This is a genomic window from Alteromonas sp. MmMcT2-5, assembly GCF_022348315.1.
GTDB classification, from domain to species: Bacteria; Pseudomonadota; Gammaproteobacteria; order Enterobacterales; family Alteromonadaceae; genus Alteromonas; species Alteromonas macleodii.
This window is the reverse complement of record NZ_JAKRFB010000051.1, coordinates 15,146-34,771: the sequence shown is the minus strand read 5'-3', so window position 1 is coordinate 34,771 and position 19,626 is coordinate 15,146. Positions and strand designations below refer to the sequence as shown.

The 19,626-nt window shown below is 45.3% G+C and carries 16 protein-coding genes and 1 pseudogene; 8 read left to right on the top strand and 9 right to left on the bottom strand.

Features of this window, described 5'->3' with window-relative positions:
- Positions 1-324: 324 nt before the first annotated feature.
- The gene (locus MHN09_RS17330) at positions 325-1,179 is read left to right on the top strand and encodes a hypothetical protein (protein WP_239241606.1); all 855 of its coding nucleotides are present in this window, start codon (positions 325-327) and stop codon (positions 1,177-1,179) included.
- 18 nt (positions 1,180-1,197) lie between these two features.
- Here the strand turns inward: MHN09_RS17330 and MHN09_RS17325 are convergent, their stop codons facing one another.
- Entirely contained in the window at positions 1,198-2,058 is an 861-nt protein-coding gene (locus tag MHN09_RS17325; RefSeq protein WP_239241605.1) for a hypothetical protein, read from the bottom strand.
- A gap of 435 nt (positions 2,059-2,493) precedes the next feature.
- On the opposite strand from MHN09_RS17325, the gene MHN09_RS17320 reads away from it, so the two are divergent.
- Positions 2,494-3,327, top strand: a complete 834-nt coding sequence (locus MHN09_RS17320; protein ID WP_239241603.1) for a class II glutamine amidotransferase — start codon at positions 2,494-2,496, stop codon at positions 3,325-3,327.
- A gap of 197 nt (positions 3,328-3,524) precedes the next feature.
- Here MHN09_RS17320 and MHN09_RS17315 read toward each other — a convergent pair.
- A pseudogene (locus MHN09_RS17315) lies at positions 3,525-4,476 on the bottom strand (LysR family transcriptional regulator).
- 167 nt (positions 4,477-4,643) lie between these two features.
- On the opposite strand from MHN09_RS17315, the gene MHN09_RS17310 reads away from it, so the two are divergent.
- On the top strand, positions 4,644-5,159 hold the full coding sequence (locus MHN09_RS17310; protein WP_014950763.1) for a lactoylglutathione lyase family protein: 516 nt from the start codon (positions 4,644-4,646) through the stop codon (positions 5,157-5,159).
- Between the two features lie 121 nt (positions 5,160-5,280).
- Here the strand turns inward: MHN09_RS17310 and MHN09_RS17305 are convergent, their stop codons facing one another.
- The 4 genes from MHN09_RS17305 to MHN09_RS17290 form a co-directional block, all read right to left on the bottom strand.
- Positions 5,281-5,922 (bottom strand): MBL fold metallo-hydrolase, encoded by a 642-nt coding sequence (locus MHN09_RS17305; protein ID WP_239241601.1) that lies wholly within the window; start codon positions 5,920-5,922, stop codon positions 5,281-5,283.
- 3 nt (positions 5,923-5,925) lie between these two features.
- A complete protein-coding gene (locus MHN09_RS17300; protein ID WP_239241599.1) occupies positions 5,926-7,353 on the bottom strand; it encodes an APC family permease in 1,428 nt (475 codons plus the stop codon).
- Positions 7,350-9,050 (bottom strand): amidohydrolase, encoded by a 1,701-nt coding sequence (locus MHN09_RS17295; RefSeq protein ID WP_239241597.1) that lies wholly within the window; start codon positions 9,048-9,050, stop codon positions 7,350-7,352. The genes MHN09_RS17300 and MHN09_RS17295 overlap by 4 nt, the downstream gene beginning before the upstream one ends.
- Positions 9,051-9,147: 97 nt before the next feature.
- Positions 9,148-10,188, bottom strand: coding sequence for a serine/threonine dehydratase (locus MHN09_RS17290; RefSeq protein WP_239241595.1), 1,041 nt, complete (start codon positions 10,186-10,188; stop codon positions 9,148-9,150).
- A 194-nt stretch (positions 10,189-10,382) separates the two neighbouring features.
- On the opposite strand from MHN09_RS17290, the gene MHN09_RS17285 reads away from it, so the two are divergent.
- Together MHN09_RS17285 and MHN09_RS17280 are read left to right on the top strand one after the other, a co-directional pair.
- Positions 10,383-13,361, top strand: a complete 2,979-nt coding sequence (locus tag MHN09_RS17285) for a bifunctional diguanylate cyclase/phosphodiesterase (protein ID WP_239241593.1) — start codon at positions 10,383-10,385, stop codon at positions 13,359-13,361.
- 11 nt (positions 13,362-13,372) lie between these two features.
- Positions 13,373-13,747, top strand: coding sequence for a PH domain-containing protein (locus MHN09_RS17280; RefSeq protein WP_014950757.1), 375 nt, complete (start codon positions 13,373-13,375; stop codon positions 13,745-13,747).
- A gap of 208 nt (positions 13,748-13,955) precedes the next feature.
- Here MHN09_RS17280 and MHN09_RS17275 read toward each other — a convergent pair whose 3' ends face one another.
- A complete protein-coding gene (locus MHN09_RS17275; RefSeq protein WP_075177904.1) occupies positions 13,956-16,169 on the bottom strand; it encodes a S9 family peptidase in 2,214 nt (737 codons plus the stop codon).
- Between the two features lie 70 nt (positions 16,170-16,239).
- Here MHN09_RS17275 and MHN09_RS17270 point away from each other — a divergent pair, with 70 nt between their 5' ends.
- The 3 genes from MHN09_RS17270 to MHN09_RS17260 all read left to right on the top strand — a co-directional run bounded on the left by MHN09_RS17270 (position 16,240) and on the right by MHN09_RS17260 (position 18,323).
- Positions 16,240-16,863, top strand: a complete 624-nt coding sequence (locus MHN09_RS17270; protein WP_239241591.1) for an NAD(P)H-binding protein — start codon at positions 16,240-16,242, stop codon at positions 16,861-16,863.
- 139 nt (positions 16,864-17,002) lie between these two features.
- Positions 17,003-17,821, top strand: a complete 819-nt coding sequence (locus tag MHN09_RS17265) for a methyltransferase (RefSeq protein ID WP_239241589.1) — start codon at positions 17,003-17,005, stop codon at positions 17,819-17,821.
- 13 nt (positions 17,822-17,834) lie between these two features.
- Positions 17,835-18,323 (top strand): YgjV family protein, encoded by a 489-nt coding sequence (locus MHN09_RS17260; protein WP_014977436.1) that lies wholly within the window; start codon positions 17,835-17,837, stop codon positions 18,321-18,323.
- Between the two features lie 181 nt (positions 18,324-18,504).
- On the opposite strand, the gene MHN09_RS17255 is transcribed toward MHN09_RS17260, so the two are convergent.
- On the bottom strand, positions 18,505-19,047 hold the full coding sequence (locus MHN09_RS17255) for a collagen-binding domain-containing protein (protein WP_239241587.1): 543 nt from the start codon (positions 19,045-19,047) through the stop codon (positions 18,505-18,507).
- Between the two features lie 83 nt (positions 19,048-19,130).
- Positions 19,131-19,541: a biopolymer transporter ExbD gene (locus tag MHN09_RS17250; protein WP_049588728.1), complete on the bottom strand. Its 411-nt coding sequence runs from the start codon at positions 19,539-19,541 to the stop codon at positions 19,131-19,133.
- Between the last annotated feature and the right edge of the window lie 85 nt (positions 19,542-19,626).

Here is a 19,626-nt window from a genome sequence, read left to right as displayed (position 1 = left end):
CTGTGTTGGTTTTTTTTTGGCGAAAGATCTGATCACCAAATGCCATGAATGTTCCCTAACTCTTTGACTTTATTTTACTATTCGTGGGGATAGCTCAGTGTTAAATACCGAATAGCTTTTCTAATAGTTGCTGCTGCCTGCTTTTATGTAGGAACGTTATTTTTACCTGAAACACTTCCTGAAATAACCCTCTCCTTTGAAAGTATTTGGGCTAATGCACATTGGCGAAATACCTTGCTTGTTACGTTGGCATATTTTGTCTTTTTGCCTGTACTTTACTATTTCTGGATCATTCAAATTGGCAATCAGGCTTTGTGGAAATTAGTGTTAGTTCTTTCTTTAAGTAGTTTGGTCGCACGCTATAACTATCCAGAGCAGTTAGCCTATTACTTTGAATTCATTACCTACCTTAAATACCCGGTTATTGCAGTGTTGATGGTGATAGAAATTCTCCTTCTGGTAACGATAGTTAAAGCGTTGTGGGGGGCTCGAAAGCTCTCTGGCGATCCGCGAATTCATATGCTGGAACAATATGAAGGCGATAACATTTATGAAAAAGGGTCAAAAGAAGCAAAGAAGTTAGAGTTGGCACTTATGTTTGCTCATGAGCCCGCCAGTTGGTACTACGCCATTCCTCGTTTTAGTAGAAACCATGTTCCCGCCATAGCCAATCTGCATTTATGGTCCGCACAGTGGTGGCATGTGTCACTGGTTTGTGTAGCGCTTGTAGTTGCGACGTATGCAAGTTATCTCGCCATAGCACTTTGGAGTGAAACGGTTGCCATTGTCGTGGCAACCTTGGTTTTTTACCTCATAGTGATGTTTATTGCTAACTACAGAGTCAGCAAGCATTACTCTGTTTACCTTATAAAAGATACGCTTATGGTGAATAATTCGTGGTGGGGAATGACTGTTATTCCACTTTCCAATATTAAACAAGTAGAAACAGGCAGTTGGACGGCTGCTTCAACAAAAGAACAGTTCCATTTCGGTAGAGGCAACGCAAACGTTAAGCTTACCTTTGTGTCAGAACAAAAATATTACTCGGGTTTAGCGACTTTTATTGAGCCGATGGACACACTTTATCTCAGTGTCGACGACCCGTCAGCATTACATGGGATTTGTCAGCTTAACACAGAACAAATGGGGTCAGAGTACATTACTAAAAAAGTACTCTGACCCTATAATTTCGTATTGCTAGTCGGTTTCGGCTTGCCATTCAGCTAATTGCTTAGCGATTTGTGCTGAGACTCGTTCGTCAACTATTGCGGCGCGTCGACTCATCTCGTGGTGCCACTGGCTGTCTCGTTTAATATGTGAAGGCACTGGCGCATGTCGGTCCAAAGGGCCTGGGTAATAGTATGCGTCAGCAACGTCTGAAAGCTTTTGATTCGTGCCGTCTGCAAATCGTGCTGAAACGCTGGATAAAGGGGAGTTCAATTCACTCTTTTCGTTAAGCAAAACAAGCGTAGGAGTAGAAATATCAGGTATTGTCGATGTGGAAAAGTGGGTCCATACTGTCGCAATATTTAGGTCCTTAAGCTTAGAAGTAAAGGGCACAAACTCATTGATTGCTTCCCCGCGCTTTAACGACACCGGTTGCTTTAATGTATGCATTGCGCCAAACAGAAGAATCGCTTTATCTTTTTGTTCAGCTATCTGCTTCACAGTTTTTTCATAGTTAACAATGCGTGTTTTGGTGAGAGACTGCCATTGCTCTTTGCTCAATCCTTCCCATTTAAACTCTGGTTCAGCCAGAGCTATGCGCACTTTATGGTTTGACGATGCATTGAGTAACCTTAGTGTCTGTACGAAATGTCGGTAATGCTTATATTGCCACGCCATGAAATAAATACTGTCCTGCCACAAAGGCTCTAACTCTTGCAGTGAAACCTTTGTATTGGGGTTAAGCAGATAATCATCCAACTCGGGCTGGTAATGGCTATTACCGAACTCAGTCACAATAACGTCGACACTCTCAAAGATATCACGATCAGACAGAGCGTTGATTAAGAGCTCTGTCGGTGCTGCGGAGCCGTGTATATCACCAATTGCCACGATTTGATGTTCGCTTAATAAATGCTTAAAGGTTTGATTTACCTTGTTGTTCCCAGTATTAGCGATATGAGTTGAAGGCGAAACCTCGTTAGCAAAAGAAGTATAAGGTAATAACACCGAACACATAACAATGACGAAAAGCGAATAAATCGAGCAAGAGTGGTAGCGCATCATATATATGAAAGAATAGTTTGTTTGTAATTGATTATCATTATTATTTATTGTAAATGAAAGGGGAGGTAAACATAAAACGGACGTTTTTACGCAATTCAATTAAAATAAAGTGGTATGAAGGTCATTGGGTTTAAAAAGGTGAGTGAGTTGTAAAGTCTGCCGCTTCTCCTTTATTACGGACCAATGTCGAATTGATTCGGCTCGAGTGCTTGCGTATTCTCGACATACTTAATGAAATAACTGCTATAGGTGACAAACGTTGTGTGTGAACTTTTAGGCATGAGTGCGAACACTCCTACTGACCTATGTTTTAGTTTTACCGGGCTGACTCGCCGCGGTGGTGAAACAGGGCCGCATAAAGACGGCTGGGGCGTTGCTTTTTATGAAGGGAAGGGCGTGCGTATGTTTCACGATCCCGAGCCTTGCGCCACATCACCCATCGCAGACTTTGTTTCGAAGTTGCCTATAAAAAGCAAGAATGCGATTTGCCATATTCGTCAGGCTAATGTGGGTAACATTAACTTAGCTAACACGCATCCCTTTACTCGCGAACTGTGGGGGCGATACTGGGTGTTTGCGCACAACGGACAACTACCTAATTTCTCGCGCCGGACGGGTGTTTACGAAGCAGTTGGGGATACCGATAGCGAAGAGCTTTTCTGCGATATTATGAATAATGTTAGGCAAAATCTCCCCCGAGACGCTATGCCTGAGCAGTTAGCTGAAACGTTAGTTTCACTTGCAAAGGAGTACGCTCAGCAAGGTGTATTCAATTGCTTGCTGAGCAATGGCGACTGGTTGTTTACGTTCTGTAGTACAAAGTTAGCTAGCATTACCCGCAGAGCACCTTTTGGCCCCACTTGTTTGAGTGATGTAGAGGTGGAAATTGATTTTGCAGCTGAAACCACGCCAAAAGATGTAGTGAGCATTATTGCTACTGAACCGCTAACAAACGATGAACAGTGGGATATCTATGAACGGGGTGAGTGGAAGCTATGGCAGGAAGGCGAAGTCATAGCCTCGGGTAAAGTGGATGTCCCTGAACACAAAAAAGAAGCCGATATGGTTGCACCAGATCCATCGCTTCACGACTAATCACGAATTGTGGGGGCAGAGTAACTTTAATTGCCCCGCTCTCAAAAAGCTCGGCGCTGAGTTAGTAACCAAGCGTAATAATGTACTCTGACCCCATAACTCGAACTATGGGGTCGGAGTAACTTTAATTGGCCCACTCTCAAAAAGCTCGGTGCTGAGTTAGTAACCCAGCGTAATAATGTACTCTGACCCCATTTTTAACCCAATACTTGGGTGATTGCTTGCTTAACTGCTTGGTAGCGGGCGGGTAGAGCGCTGTGGGGGGGGTGAACACTGTATAGGGGCTCGGTTACTTCATTTTTAGCTTTGTAGACGGTAAGTTTGTCGGCAAAAGACACAAAGTCTAGTGTGCTGGTGGGCAGCACGGTGTAACCCAACCCTTCGCTTACCGGCAGTAGAATTTGCGAAAGCTGGTTTATGTAGCCGGCATGAGGCAATTTATTCGGATTAATGTTGGCTAACTCAGCTTCTCCGCAATCGTTAAGTGCCCGCGGCTTATACCGAACCCGAACCAGCAGCCGTACCCGATCCCGATCCCGAACCCGAACCCGATCCCGAACCCGAACCCGAACCCGAAATAATACCCTGCGCGTTTTCAGATAACCCAGGAACCTGCGCAGCAAGCGCGTCAGGTAGGCTACGCGGTAGAATAAGCCCCAATGCTTCTTCGCCTAAATACTCACTATGTATATCTTCACTCTCTGGCTGGTTTGTCACAATGCCAAGCTCCAGCGTATTGTTCGCAATGCCTGACAAAATAGTACGACGAGGTGCGACTTCCACGTGAACATTAAGCGCGCTATGCTGCTTTTGCAGTGCCAGCAGAGCAGGGTAAATACGCTGAGCAATCGCGCCTGAGCAGGCTACTACGCACTTACCTTCAAAAGGGGCGTCAAACTTTAAGCTGGCAATAAAATCTTGCTCTTTTTCCTGCTGCTCCTTGGCATAGTGGTACACACGCTGGCCCTGTTCAGTTAGCTGAATCCCCTTGCCTAAACGGATGACTAGTTCACACTGACATGCCTCTTCCAGTTTCTTAAGGTGCTGACTTACGCCCGGCTGCGTCATAAACCGTTGCTCTGCGGTGCGCGTAAAGTTCCCCGTTTCTACTAACGTGATGAAGGTGTCTAGCCAAATAGGGTTTATCATTTTTCTATAATTTAAAATTATTAAATTTAGAAAATATCATAATTTCATATTTCATCTTTGTCTAGCTACTATGTATGCACATTCACTTAAGCGGTGTTCGAGTTGGCCTTCTTGATGAGGCGGCCGCTTAAGCCATTTTGATAACTTGCACTACATAGGAGTAAGTGATGACTGAAGCAGTAAAAACACCGTATCCACGTACGTTTTCTCATATTGGAATTTCAGTACCTGACTTAGAAGCTGCCGTGAAATTTTATACCGAAGTACTTGGCTGGTACCTCATCATGAAGCCAACAGAGATTGTTGAAGATGACTCGGCGATTGGCGAAATGTGTACCGATGTATTTGGTCCAGGTTGGGGAAAATTCCGCATTGCGCATCTATCAACAGGGGATCGTGTCGGCGTTGAAATTTTTGAGTTCAGCAACCAAGAGAACCCAGAAAACAACTTTGAATATTGGAAAACCGGTATCTTTCATTTCTGTGTTCAAGACCCAGATGTTGAAGGCTTGGCTGAAAAGATTGTCGCTGCTGGTGGTAAAAAGCGAATGAAGGCGCCGCGTTATTACTATCCGGGTGAAAAGCCTTACCGCATGATTTACATGGAAGACCCGTTTGGCAACATCCTTGAAATTTATAGCCACAGCTATGAGTTGCATTATGCAAGCGGCGCTTACGAATAAGCATTGTTTGTAAGGTCTGTTAATTATCGCTTCATGCTTGTATGTAGCGGGCGTTAATTAACAGGAAGGCGAGGGCGTTAATAGCAATTAAACGTACCTCGCCTTTTTATTTTTAATTAGGCTAACCGAACCTGCCAGACACATAAGGATTCGAAGCCTTTTCGGTTGCAACCGTTGTGGTTGGCCCGTGACCCGGGTAAATCGTCATATCATCCGGCAGCACCATAATTTTCTGTTTAATCGAGTCGATTAATTGCTGATGATTACCTTGAGGGAAATCAGTTCTGCCAATAGAGCCTGCGAAAATTACATCGCCCACAATAACGCGATTACTTGAGCGTTCTACCAGCACCACATGACCAGGTGTATGACCCGGGCAATGCAGCACGTCTAGCGTTAAATTGCCCACTGAAATGGTATCGTTGTCGTTTAACCACTCGTTGGGAGCAAAAGGCTGGGCGGGTGGAAAGCCAAACATCTGGCTTTGCTGCATAAGTGCATCTAGCCAGAATTTATCGCCAATATGCGGCCCAACAATAGGTACACCGTAATGTTCAGCAATGGCGACAGTGCCGCCTACATGATCTAAGTGCCCATGAGTGAGTATGATTTTTTCTATACTCACGCCTTTATTTGACGCAGCTTCAATCAGCGTTTCAACGTCCCCGCCCGGGTCGACAAACGCGCCTTTGTTAGTGGATGAATCCCAAATTAATGAACAGTTTTGGGCAAAGGGCGTAACGGGTATAACTTGAATTTCCACGGTTTAACCTTTTGATTCTTTGTTGCTTGGAGCGAAATAAAAAAAATAAAGCAGTGCGCCAACCACTAATTCACCCATTAAAAATAGCCACGCGTTGGTTGACGACTGTGCAATAGACCATGCGCAAACCGCTAGTGCGACAATGGGTATCAGACGTCGAAACAGGTTTACAGGGCTGGCAAATGCGCCTGCAGAGCCGTTAAAATAAGCGTCATTCTCAGAATTATCTTGCTGCATGCTGCTTTGTGAAGAAGCGCTCTGCAAGGAAGCCCCTTGAAATGAAGCACCTTGCAATGAAGCCCGCTGTGCTTTTATCAACACCACTACACACACGGCGTAAACCACAAGCCGGGCAAGCACACTGGAAATAGCTAACCATACAAAGCTACCGCTAAGTGCCATAGTACCGGCAAATATTCCCAGTATTAATATTGACACCGCTGGGGTAGCAAAGGATGTGTGAATCTCACCTAACTTCTGTCCCAGTTTACCTGGAATAAGTGACTGCTGCGCCATAGAGAACGTAAGTCGAGACGTAGATATCATATTCGCTAACAAGTTACCGGCAACCGACACTACGGCGGTAAGCGTCATTATGAGGGCCCCGGTTTCGCCAAATATCATATTGGCGAGTGCAATTAGCGGTGCGCTATCAGGTTTTGCAGGCCCCACGGTGTGCCAATAAAGCCACTGCACGCAAAAGTAAAATATGGCAATACCTGAAACCGTAAGCATTAGTGCACGAGGTATGGTTTTTTTCGGTGAATTGGTCTCGCCGCTCGTGACCACTACCGTTTCAAAACCAATAAAAGCGTAAAGCGTAAGTAGGGCGCCGGCAGATATGGTGTCAAATGCAGGCACAACGGATGTCGATGTACTTGTAAATGCAGCAGAAAAGTCGAGCTGCCAGTAGCCAACTCCAATAAGCGCCACGAAAGGCAGCAGTTTTAACACCGAGATAGTATCAAGCGAGCGCATGGCGGCTTTAAGGCCGACAATATTCACTACGATTAGTGCTGTGGTAAGCGCGATAATAGCGAATGACTTGCCTATTCCCGCATTCAGTTCGGGCCACACATAGCCGGCGTACAGCAATAACACGTGCATGTTGGCGGCAATCGCGGTTGCGCGAGCTAAATAGTAAATAAAGCCAGTTTGAAACGCCGCTGCGTCGCCGAAGCCTTTCTGGGCGTACACCACAGGTCCACCGGTTTCTTGGTACAGCGCCGCTAGCTGCCCAAAACACCACACAATGGCCAGCATTAGCGCGCCAAAAATCAAAAAGATGTAAGGGCTGAAAGCGCCGAGCTCAGCGGCCATTTTAGCGGGCAGAGCAAAAATGCCCGCCCCAATAAGGCCATTTAACACCAAAAGGGCAGCGCCAATGCCGCCAATCCCTTTGGTTAACAGGCTTTTGTTTTCGCTACTCATTTAGAAAAAACTTCTTCTCCAGCCACATAAGTTGCGTGTACTTCGGTTTTCCAAATGTCTTTGGCATCAATGGTAAAAATATCTTGGTCGACCAAGATAAAGTCTGCCCATTTTCCTGGCGTCAGTGTGCCCAAGGTATCTTCCATATGCCCTGCGTAGGCAGCATCTAAAGTAAACCCTTTAAAGGCTTGTTCAATGGTTAACGCTTCGTGGGCATACCAACCTTTTACGGGTTGATTGTTTCTGTCTTGTCGCGTTACCGCAGCGTGAAGCCCGTAAAATGGGTTAGCAAGCTCTACAGGGAAATCAGAGCCTAAGGGTAGTGCAATGCCCGAATCGAGTAGCGTTTTCCACGCGTAAGCGCCTTTCATACGATCTTTGCCAAGGCGATCTTCCGCCATGTTCTTATCGCTGGTGGCGTGAGTAGGCTGCATGGAAGGTAAGACCTTCAGCGAAGCAAAGCGGGCTAGGTCGTCAGGCGCAATCACCTGTGCATGCTCAATGCGGTTGCGCAGTTCGCTGCCGCCAATACTCTTAAACGTGGTTTCAAACTCGTTCAGTGCAACATGGTTAGCCTTATCACCAATGGCATGGTAGTTAAGCTGGAAGCCCGCACCAATTACCGTAGTAAACAGTTGGGTCATATCTTCTGGTTGAGTTAACAGCAAACCATGTTGATGCGGTGCATCTGAATAAGGTTCAAGCAATGCTGCGCCTCGGCTACCAAGTGCACCATCGCCATAGGCTTTTACCGAACGAATATATAAAAAGTCATCTTGGTCGCGAATAGTACCATTGCCCAGCATGGTGCTGAGGTCAGGGTCTGTCGCACTCACCATGGCATAAATACGCACAGGCAAGTCACCTTCTACTGCTTCTTTTAAATAGAAATCGTAAACGTCTCTGCCTACGCCAGCATCGTGCATTGACGTAACGCCATTTGCTAGTAAGTGCTCACCTGCTGCATGTAATTGCTGCTCGTAAATAGCGTTGCTTGCTTTAGGCAAGTGCGCTTCAATTAACTGCGATGCATTATCAATGAAAACACCGGTAGGATTACCGTCAGCGTCTTTAATGATTTCGCCCCCCGCAGGCGATGGAGTGTCTTTAGTTATACCCGCAATTTCCATCGCTTTACTGTTCACCCAGGTAGCGTGGCTGTCTACACGAGCTAGTGCCACAGGTCGGTCAGAAATTACTTTATCCAAGTCAGCCGCTGTTGGAAACGCTCTGTCAGACCACAATTCCTGGTTCCAACCGCGCCCGGTAATCCAAGCTTGTTGTCCATTTGCAAATGCGTATTCGGCAACTGTCTTGGCCGCGTCTTGCGCACTGCTACTTTCTCGCAAATCGACTTCCAACAAGTTTGCGCCTAAGCCTAGTAAATGCCCGTGAGCGTCGATAAGCCCGGGTAGCATAACTTTGCCTTTGCCATCAATGGTGCTGTCGACAGGCGTGTTGCCTTTGTCGATATCTAATGCAACCACTTTGCCTTCATCAATGACAAGGTTTTTAAACGTAATGAGTTTGCCACTTTCATTTAACGTATAGCCTTTTACGTTCTCAACAAGCGTTGCAGCATCCACCGTAAGCGTGGTGGTCATAGCGCCTAACGTTGCCGCTGTTGCAAACGTTGCGGTTAGCAATTTTGAAAGCGAGTGCTTTTTAAATGTCAGTGCCGACAATGTAGAGTTCATAGTGAGTTTCTGCCTTTTTTATTTCTGTTTTATTCTTTGTTTTTTTAGTTTTTATACCGAGCTGCTCAAGTTTCAATAGCTACGCACTAACGCAACGCTATGCCTCGACACTCTCGGTGTCTTCAAATTCGTCTTCGTCATCAAGGTCAAGAATGGGAGGCTGCAGCAAAAAATCTCTCTCCCAAATTTTAGCCATACTCGACTGGCTAATGTTGCCGCCACTCAATATAACAAGAGCGGTTTGCCCAGGTGGAGTGTTGGCAGCCCAAGCCGCTACTGCAGCCATGGTCATCGCGCACGTAGGCTCAATATGAAGCTTTAGTAAATGATGTAGCCATTGGGTCCAATAAGCAATTTGCAGCTCATCCACTTCGTAGAAATCATCTATTTCTTGCAGTATAGGAAACGTTATATCGCCAACAGAAGGCGTGGCAGCACCGTCTGCCAAGGTATTTGGAGCATAGTCTAAAGCAATGATCTCACCAGCTTGCAACGACATAGAGGCATCATTCGCTTCGGCGGGCTCAGCGCCAATGACCAATGCATTTGGCTGTAGTGCGCGAGTTGCCAGTAATGCGCCCGACAATAACCCTCCGCCACCACACGGCGCAAAGACAGCATCCACCTCACCAATTTCGTTAAGCGCTTCTAACGTTGCCGTGCCTTGTCCTGCCACGATATCTTTGTGGTTAAACGGCGGTATCCAGACCGTGTCTGATGCTTTTGACGCTTGCTCGACAGCCGCATCTGCTTCTGGACGGGTAGGAAATAGTTTTAATTCAGCACCATAGCTTTGCGTAGCAGCAGCTTTAATCGGCGAAATGGTCTCGCTCGCGAAAATAGTGGCTTTAATACCAAAGTGAGACGCTGCATAGGCTACTGCCTGAGCATGATTTCCAGAACTATTGGCGACCACATGCTTCGGTAAACGACCTTCCTCTTTCAACCGGGCTAAAAAATTCATGGCGCCGCGAATTTTGAATGCCCCGATGGTCTGTAAGCACTCCGCTTTAAACAGAATGCGGTTGCCCATCCATTTGTTGAGCAACGAAGATTCAACAATCGGCGTTTTCTTTACGTCGCCTTTTATACGTTCATAGGCTTGTTTAATGTCTTCGAAATTTGGGGAAATACTCATTAAGTAACGCTCTTTTCATTTTGGTTATTTTATGGGGTAGCGCCGACAAGAGCCTTTACGCACTAAAAGGAAATCGGAAGCCTTACAGTGCCAGATACTATTAGATAACGCCAGAGCCTATACCCATAAGGCAATTCATATTTATTTCATAAACCTTCTTTAGTATACCGGCGCAAGTTACCGGAGACAGGCACATGTTAAGCAAACACAACCATCGTATTTACGCCTTACCTACGGTTTTGTTTCTTTTTCTCACCTTTTTATTTGTTTCAGCTGGTGTTTTTATCCAAAACGATGAACGCGCAGCACGTATTTCTAAAGCGCAGTCGGTTGCAGAGCAGGTAAAAATTAGTCTTGAAGTTTTCTCAAGCGAACGTATTCAAGCGCTGCACAACCTAATGCGAAACTGGCCTACCTTTGAGCCAAACCAAGTTGACTGGTTTAATGCGCAAGCCCTGTCATTGATGGGCATGCAGCGAGGCTTTTCATCATTGGTGTTTGTCGATGCTAACGGTGAGATAGCGTGGGTGGCAACGCCATCTTCCGGTATCAAAACCCGTATAGACAACAGCCTCATTGGCCATCCTATGGACGCGTTGGGCTTAAACATATCGCGTTTGTCCGAGGATTTGGAAAGCACGCTTTTGTATTCAGATGCTGCTCAACATCACTTTATCGTTGTGGGCAGGGCCATAAGCCCTCAAGAGCCTGAGCACGGATTTCTGGTGGCGGGGTTCGACGTACAAACCATATTAACCGTGATGTTAGGCGAGTTAGTAGGCCCACAGTTTAACTTTAAGCTTAACGCCGACAGTGCAACGCTTTTTCAAAGTGGTGAGTTAGTCAACGATGGCACCATTGTGTCGCTTTTGCCGTTCAGTTTTTTAGAACGCGATTTTTACCTTTCCATGCAGTCTCAGCTAAGCCCATATAACGCTGGCTTGTTAATTATTGTGATTGGACTGTTGATGTCAGCGCTAGTGAGCTATGTGCTGCACAAGCAGCTTAAAGGTGCGGTTAATTTGTCTTTAAGTCAGCAGCGTTACCTCACCGCTAGCGAAGCCTCCCTTGATGCGCTTCTTATTTATCAGCCAACAGATGACGACTTTTCTCTAGTAGAAGCAAACTCATACAGTCGCTACCTATTTCGCGGTGCATGCGATGTATTGCGGTCTATGAGCTTAGCCGAGCAAACGCGTTATTTAGGTTTAAGCAGTGAATTTAAAAACGCCAAAAACGTTGCTGAACTTGGCGTGCCTTATGAAGCTCACCTTGCCATTCATAGTGATAAAATTGCGCCTCAATGGATAAAAGTTCAGGTGGTAAAAGCTGGTGACAATATTGCGGTAACCGTAAGGGACGTGACCGAACGTTTTCGCGCCCAGCACGATTTAAAACGTAGCGAAGAAAAGTATCGCCGCTTAGTTGACGGCATGCACCGCCACTTTGTTTACACCAAGACCGTCGAGCACAACTTTATGTATGTGAGCGCGGGTATTGAAAAGATTTTAGGGTTTAGCGCAGAAGACTTCTGTGAAAACGAGTCGAGATACGTTCGCCAAGTACCTGACGAGACGTTTGAGATACGCCAAACCATTGCCCGTGGCGAAAAGCCCGAGCCTTATATTGTGCATTATCAAGGTAAAGTCGGCGAGCCGTTAGCGATTGAGTTTTCAGACACGCCCATTGTCGATGAGCAAGGGCTACTGGTTGCTGTTGAAGGTATAGCACGTGATGTAACCAAAGAGCTGGCGCTGCAGGAAGAAGTGTATTTTCAAGCAAACCATGACCAGTTAACCGGGCTGTTTAATCGCTATGCATTTGATGAAAAACTGCGAGAGATCCTTGATGAAACGCATAAAGTGGCTGGTCAGCAGGGCGAGAGCAAGGCTTTAAACCACGTTGATTTTGAAAAAGTGGCGAGCATCAATTCGACTCGCGCTTACCACAAGCAAAGCGTGATGTGCTTTATCGATATGGATCGATTCAAATTAGTAAACGACAGCTGTGGTCATCCAGCCGGCGATAAGCTGTTAAAAAAAATCTCCACCATATTTAGGCAATACGTGAATGGGCAAGATCTGCTTGCCCGAATAGGGGGAGACGAGTTCTGCATTATATTTCGCAATCAAAGTTTGGATGAGGTGACCAAGCGCCTAGACAAGCTTTTATTGGCGATTTCAAATTATCGTTTTGTTTATGACGACAAGTTGTTCTTTGTGGGGGCAAGCATTGGCGTTATCGAAATAAACGAGAGTACACAAAGCGCAGAAGCGTTAATTAAAGCTGCTGACAACGCGTGTTACAAAGCCAAACACTTGGGTCGAAACCGTTACTTTGTGTTTCATGATAATGACTCGCAAATGGCCATTGATGACAGTGAAAACCAGGTGTTACATGCCTTGCATCACGCATTACAAAACGACGGGTTTGAGTTGTATAGCCAAGCTATCATGCCGCTCAACGTGCCCAACCAAGAAAAGGCCGCCCAACTTCAGCATTACGAGATTTTGCTTCGTCTAAATGCACAAGACAGTGGCCTTATAAGCCCGGGGCTTTTCATCCCGTTGGCAGAACGCCACGGTTTAATGAACAAAGTGGATATGTGGGTAGTAGATAACACCCTTAAAACCCTTGAACGTAACCCCGCTCACATCGATAACGTGGGCAAAGTCGCGATTAATTTATCGGGTATTACATTGGGTGATGAAATGGCGCTGCATAAGATTGCTAAGCGAATGCAAAGTACTTCTGTACCTGCTGAGAAAATTTGTTTTGAGATTACAGAAACAACAGCGGTAACTAACTTAAGCGCTGCAAAACACTTCATTTCTACACTACGCGATTTGGGGTGTAGCTTTGCCTTAGACGATTTTGGTGCAGGTATGTCCTCGTTCACCTACCTTAAAAATCTAGATGTTGATTACGTTAAGATCGACGGCTCCTTTGTGCGAAATATCGTTCACGATCCTATCGATCATGCTACAGTAACTGCGATAAATAATATCGCGCACAGTATGGGTAAACAGACCGTGGCCGAGTTTGTGGTCGATAACGCGACCGCCGAGGTTTTACGAGATCTTAAAGTAGATTTCGGTCAAGGCTTTGCTTTAGATAAACCCAAGCCACTGGCGCATAGAGTTCAATGGCGAGTTAAACTTGCCTCTGCTTAAAAGGAAATGTCATGGGTTTATTTGATACCATCATGGGGAATGCAAGCGAGACTAGCGCTTCAGATGTTCAAGAAGAGCTTACGCCTATACTTGCTGCTAACGAAACCGTTACCTCTGCGTTTAAGCTAGTGCGCGATTTAAGTGTATTCACTAACAAGCGCCTAATCCTTATAGATAAGCAAGGCCTTACCGGGCGCAAAGTGAACTATCACTCAATACCTTATAAATCTATCACGCAGTTTATCGTTGAGACGGCAGGGCATTTTGATACTGACGCCGAGCTTAAAATTTGGCTGTCGGGCAAAGCCGATCCTATTGAGATTGAACTAAGTGCATCGTCTGCTCAGGCGGTACAGCAAAACCTAGCAACCCAGATGTTTAGCTAGTTTCTGCATTTGTCATATTTGATTGATGCTTTGAAGTAGCAGGTGCACAAAGCGCTACAACGCAAACATGCACAAAATAAGCGTTAATTAAACTGACCAAAAAAAAGCGATGCCTTCATAAGCATCGCTTTTTGCTTTTTACTTCTTTCTAGGGCTTGTTGAGCTTAGATGTACAGGAGAGATCAACATGCTCCAGGCTCTAACCGTATTAGTCTTTCAAGTTACGGTTAAAGAAGTTAGTAATAGTTTTGTATAAATGAATGCCCGTTTGCTTGCCTCGAATGCTGTGCTTCTTGCCCGGGTAATCCATAGTTTCAAATGGAATTGCCAAGTCTTGAAGGTGCTTGTAGAGCATTGTTGAATGGGTAAACAACACGTTGTCATCTGCCATGCCATGGTAAATCAAAAGGTCGCCCTTCAGATCTTTTGCGTACGGGAATACTGAAGACGCAGTGTAAGCATCATCATCTGTATTTGGGTTGCCCATGTAGCGTTCAGTGTAGTGGGTATCGTATAGGCGCCAGTCGGTCACCGGCGCACCTGACACGCCCGCTGCGAAGTAATCGCCCGCTTTGAACATGGTCATTAGCGTCATGTAGCCGCCATAGCTGTGGCCATGAACACCAATACGTTCAGCATCAACGAAAGGAAGTGTGCGTAAGAACTCTACGCCAGCAACCTGATCGTCCACTTCAATAAAGCCCATTTTTTTATAAATAGGATCTTCAAAGCCTTTACCGCGATAATTAGAGCCGCGGTTATCTAACGTAAATACCACATAGCCTTGATCAACCCAGTGTTGGAATAGCAAACCACGGTTACCCGCCCAGCTGTTTGTTACCACTTGTGCGTGCGGTCCGCCATAAAGGTAAACAATAACAGGGTGCTTCTGTTTAGGGTTTTGCTTGGCACTGTCAGGCGTGTAAATTCGATACTTAAGGGTAGCGCCATCCTTTGTGGTGATGTCACCAAACTCAGGTGCCGTCCAGCTATCCATGTAAGCGTGCAGAGGGTGGCCTTCTTCAACTTTATTTTCTTCAAGCCAGGTAATTCGCTCGCCGGTGGCGCTATTTAGGCTAACTTGTGCAGGAGAGTTAATCGTTGAGAAACGGTCAATAAAGATAGAGGCATCTTTGCTAAATGCCGCGCTGTGATACGCGCCTAGTTCAGTGATACGCGAAATCTCGCCGCCATCTAAAGGCACGCTGTAAACATGGCTTTCTAGTGGGGTGTCTTTGCGGCCAGAGAAGTACAAACGGTTGTTTGCAGTATCAATAGCTTCAACACTGTCTACAACCCAGTCACCTTTGGTTAACTGCTTAACCAACTTGCCTTTATTGTCGAAAAGGTAAAGGTGTTTAAAACCGTCGCGCTCTGATGCCCAAATAAATTGGCCTTTGTCTTTTAGGAAGTAAAGGTCGTTATGCAGATTTACCCAGGTATCGCTTGTTTCTGTAAGCAGCACGTTTTCTTTTTTGCTGTTAAGGTCGAACGCACGCAGCTCTAACGTTTGCTGATCCCGTGTCTGCCATTGGTAGGTGAAGGTGGTGTTGTTTGGCATCCACTTACCGCGAGCAAAATAAATGTCTTTATCTTCACCTAAATCCACCCAAGTGCGATCGCCAGAGTTGATGTCTTGAATAGCAAGTTCCACCAAGACGTTTGGCGTGCCCGCTTTCGGGTATTTCTGTTCGATAAGTTTGATGTCGTCAGCATAGATTTCAGAACGCGTGATAACATCTACTGGGCTTTCATCAACTTTGGTAAAAGCAATTTTAGTTTCATCTGGCGACCACCAGTATCCAGTCATGCGGCCCATTTCTTCTTGCGCCACAAACTCAGCCATACCAAATTTAATGTTGTCGCCACCTTCTTTGGTAATTGCCGTTTCTTTACCCGATTCAATGTGTTTTACATAAAGATTCTGGTCGCGAATAAAAGAGATGTAGTTACCTTTTGGTGATAATTTAATATCAGTTTCAAAAGCGTCAGTATCTAAAAGTTGCTTCGCCCCTTTTTCGCCCAGCTTGTGATAAAACACATCGCCACCTAATGGGAAAAGTAATGCTTTACCATCGTCCGACCACTGGTAGCTTACAATACCGCTGCCAGATAAACGCATACGCTCGCGTCGCGCTTTCTCTTCATCAGAAAGCACTTCTTCGCCGCTTTGTAGGTCGTTTGAGTCGAAAAGCATGCGAGTTTGGCCACTTTCAATATGGTATTCCCATAGATCTAGGCGTTCGTAGTCGGTTTGCTTACCTTTAAGAAATGTTACCCGTTGACCGTCAGGTGATACTTTTAACGAACGGGGTGCGTTGCCATCGAGTGAAGGAGAAGAGAAAATACGCTCAATAGTGAGCGTTTCAGCGTTTAAAGCAGTAGAGAGCATAGCGGCTCCAATTAAAAGGGCTTTTTTCATTTTTATCTGCATATTTGACTGTCGAAGGTTTGATTGTAGTTATATTAATTTATGATACAAGGTGCGACATATGAAATCCGCAATGGTGCTAGGAGCGACAGGTTTAGTGGGACGAACGCTTGTAAATATGCTGTTACAGGATAGACGGTACAATGAGGTAACCTGCTTAGTCAGAAAACCGCTCTCCTCCAGTATGTTTAACGACCCTCACAATCGCCTAAAGCCTGTAGTTATCGACTTCGACAATCTACAGGACTATCAAGGCTACTTTAGCGTAAATCACGTGTACTGCTGCTTAGGCACCACGTTAAAGAAAGCGGGTTCTAAACAAGCGTTTCGCCGCGTTGATTTTGAATATGTTCATGTTGCCGCACAGCTGACCCGAGCTCAGCGCGCGGACAGTTTTGTATGGATATCATCGGTAGGCGCTGATGCTAAAAGCAGTAACTTTTATTTACGAGTAAAAGGCGAGCTAGAAAACGCGATTATGCGAATGCCTCAGTTACACCATGCCTCTGCCGTACGCCCTTCGTTATTGTTAGGCAATCGCGACGAGTCGCGGACGCTAGAAGATATAGCGCAGAAAACGGCGCCCATATGGCAAAGCATAATGAAAGGCCCGTTAAAGAAATACCGACCTGTTCATGCCGTTGACGTGGCCAGAAATATGATGTCGCTGCAGCGCTGGAAATAAGCGCCACAGTAAATGTCACAACCTTAACGTGAAGCACAACCCGACTTGATATAGAATGCGCGGCTTTTAACGCACTAGGTGATACGACTTCCTTATGTTCCGCTGTAAACAATTCACCGTAGCACAGGACAAATGCGCGATGAAAGTGAACACCGACAGTCTGATTTTAGGAAGTTGGGCACAGTTTCGCGCAAACCTCAGCCATGCTCCACGTATTTTGGATATCGGAACCGGCAGTGGCATTTTAGCATTGATGATGGCCCAAAAAGCCGCGCATTTTTGCAGACCGAACAGTGAAGCGCAGAACGTTCAAAGTAGTTCAATTGACATCAGCTCGTTCGAGAATGGTGCAGCCAGAATTGACGCGATAGAAATAGATGAGCAAGCCGCAGCGCAGGCCGCTACCAACTTTAAAAATGCAAAATGGGCCAAACAGCTGTTTATTTACTGCTGTGATGTAACTGGCTACACCTCCCCCCACTTGTATGACCTAGTGATTTCTAATCCGCCTTACTTTGACACGCCAGCTACACTTTCAAATGCGTACAGCAAGCAAAGCCAATCTCGCTCGGTGGCAAGGCAAACGACTGCATTGGGCCCAGATGAACTTTTTAGTGCAAGCAGCACGTTGTTAACTGAACAAGGGCAAATGTACTGCGTATACCCAGCGTCGATGGAAGCCTCTGTTATCGAAACGGCTGAAGGTTATGGCCTATCGCTGGCAGATATTCTTTATGTAAAGCATACATCTAACAAATCGCCTTATCTTTGCGCGTTCCACTTTAAAAAAGTAATGAAGGGCGCAATTGATAATCTTAAAAACGTTACTGCACATCGGGAATGGCCGAGCTTAACCGCGAAAAATGCAATCAAAAATGAGCTGATAATTAGGGATAAAAAGGGCGAATATACCAGTGAATACAAAGCCCTTTGTCAGCCTTTCTACCTTAAATTTTAATGAGCTTATGTCAATGAACATAGTTGCAGAAGGCTTTGGCGCAATCGCCGTTGTTTTAAATTTTATTGGGTATCGCCAAACGAACGTAGACAAGTATTTGCTTATTTCTGCGTTTGCCTTAAGTGCACTTAGCGTGCATTTTTTTATGCTAGATGCCATGGCCGCAGGCATTGGAACACTGCTTGCCAGCGTTCGTAACTTTATTGCCATTAAACATAGAAGCAATGCCATTTTATTTTTCTTTGTTGCGGTGAATCTAGGCTTCCTCGCTTATGAGTGGTTTGTGCTAGAGCACAGCTGGATAATCTTCATTGCCTATGCGTCTTCACTTATTTTTACAGTGGGATCTTTGGTTATTCGCAATACGCACACTATTAGAAAGGTTTTTCTTGTTGCTGAAACTTTAGGGCTGTTATATGCCATTTCCGTGGGCAGTATTTTTGGAACGGTATTCAATGTAAGTAACTTGATCAGTATTTTAAGTAAGCTGCGCAAGCCCTAATGCTTTAGCAATAAAACTCACCTTATCAATTCGTCTAATTTGCCCACTTTAATCCCGTTCAGTCGGGCTGCTTTCCTGCGACTTATGCTAGCTGCTATATAGCTTTTTATATAGTCTACACACCCTTGTAGGCCTTGCCCTACATGACTTATACCAAAGTTCAATGAGCTAAAGTTCAATATCAATTTGCGTATGTAAGCGTATATTTATTAATCAGTAAGTATGGTTTCAGCAATTTTTCCTGCGTAAAGGCCGTATTAAAGAAGCCAGTGTTAAATAACTCAACTGATTCACCGTACACATTGATGATGTTGTAGCTGGTGGTTGAGAAATCGTAGACAATGCCTTTATCAGCAGCGCTGAACCAACTAGCGTCAATACAAGTAACCGCTTGGCCCGAATCGTTAGCGTCAGTGCACGACAATGTTGTTGTGCCATTGACCGATATTGACGCAAACTCCTGAGACTGCGCTGTTACTTCGGCAGCAATAGCATTAAAGTCAATATTGTTAACGTCAGCCTTACTCACGCTGCCCTGTTCAACAGATGTTGTTGTCGAACCGTTGATGGCGGTGTAATTGTTAACTTCGTTGAGCGTTACAACGCCGTTGACTTCACTGTTATCAAGTTCAACGCTAGATTCAGCAAATACGTTTCCGTTTTCAACATGGATTTTCCAGACACACCGAATGGTACGATCTGAACAAAATTCATGCGATAGCACAAGAGATACTTTGGTATAAGGTCTTATACGAAAAAAGCCACCCGAAGGTGGCTTTCTTTATATTGCGTGGTCAGAAAGGCGTTTTAGCTGCTCTTTTTAACCAAAACAGATACTTTATCAATACCTGCAATTTTAACTTGGTTCATAACTTCTACCACAGTACCGTGCTCACTGTCTTCGTGAGCCTGGATAGCAGCTGAATCCGTGTTGTTTTCCGCTAAGTATGTCTGCGCGTTTGCAACCACACGACGAATATCAACTTCGCGGCCACCCATCATAATTGTGCCATCAGCATCAATACGGATAGAAAGCGCTTTTGAAGGCTTATCGTTTTTCGCTTGATTATCTTCAGGACGGTTTACGTCCAAACCTTTCTCTTTCACGAACGAGGTCGTTACGATGAAGAAAATCAACATGATGAACACGATGTCCAACATGGGGGTCATATCAATCTGAGCCTCGTCTTCAGCCGAGGTATGCTTCTTTCTTTTCATCTCGTCTTCTTTCTTCTGTTACGTTCGAGCGCTTTAGTATACTGCTTGTTACAAAAATATACAGGGTTTTGTACAAAAACAGTGT

Coding starts and splice junctions, on each gene's coding strand:
- MHN09_RS17310 (WP_014950763.1), top strand. CDS start 4,644: ATGACTGAAGCAGTAAAAACACCGTATCCACGTACGTTTTCTCATATT.
- MHN09_RS17300 (WP_239241599.1), bottom strand. CDS start 7,353: ATGAGTAGCGAAAACAAAAGCCTGTTAACCAAAGGGATTGGCGGCATT.
- MHN09_RS17295 (WP_239241597.1), bottom strand. CDS start 9,050: ATGAACTCTACATTGTCGGCACTGACATTTAAAAAGCACTCGCTTTCA.
- MHN09_RS17290 (WP_239241595.1), bottom strand. CDS start 10,188: ATGAGTATTTCCCCAAATTTCGAAGACATTAAACAAGCCTATGAACGT.
- MHN09_RS17285 (WP_239241593.1), top strand. CDS start 10,383: ATGTTAAGCAAACACAACCATCGTATTTACGCCTTACCTACGGTTTTG.
- MHN09_RS17280 (WP_014950757.1), top strand. CDS start 13,373: ATGGGTTTATTTGATACCATCATGGGGAATGCAAGCGAGACTAGCGCT.
- MHN09_RS17275 (WP_075177904.1), bottom strand. CDS start 16,169: ATGAAAAAAGCCCTTTTAATTGGAGCCGCTATGCTCTCTACTGCTTTA.
- MHN09_RS17270 (WP_239241591.1), top strand. CDS start 16,240: ATGAAATCCGCAATGGTGCTAGGAGCGACAGGTTTAGTGGGACGAACG.
- MHN09_RS17265 (WP_239241589.1), top strand. CDS start 17,003: ATGAAAGTGAACACCGACAGTCTGATTTTAGGAAGTTGGGCACAGTTT.
- MHN09_RS17260 (WP_014977436.1), top strand. CDS start 17,835: ATGAACATAGTTGCAGAAGGCTTTGGCGCAATCGCCGTTGTTTTAAAT.
- MHN09_RS17250 (WP_049588728.1), bottom strand. CDS start 19,541: ATGAAAAGAAAGAAGCATACCTCGGCTGAAGACGAGGCTCAGATTGAT.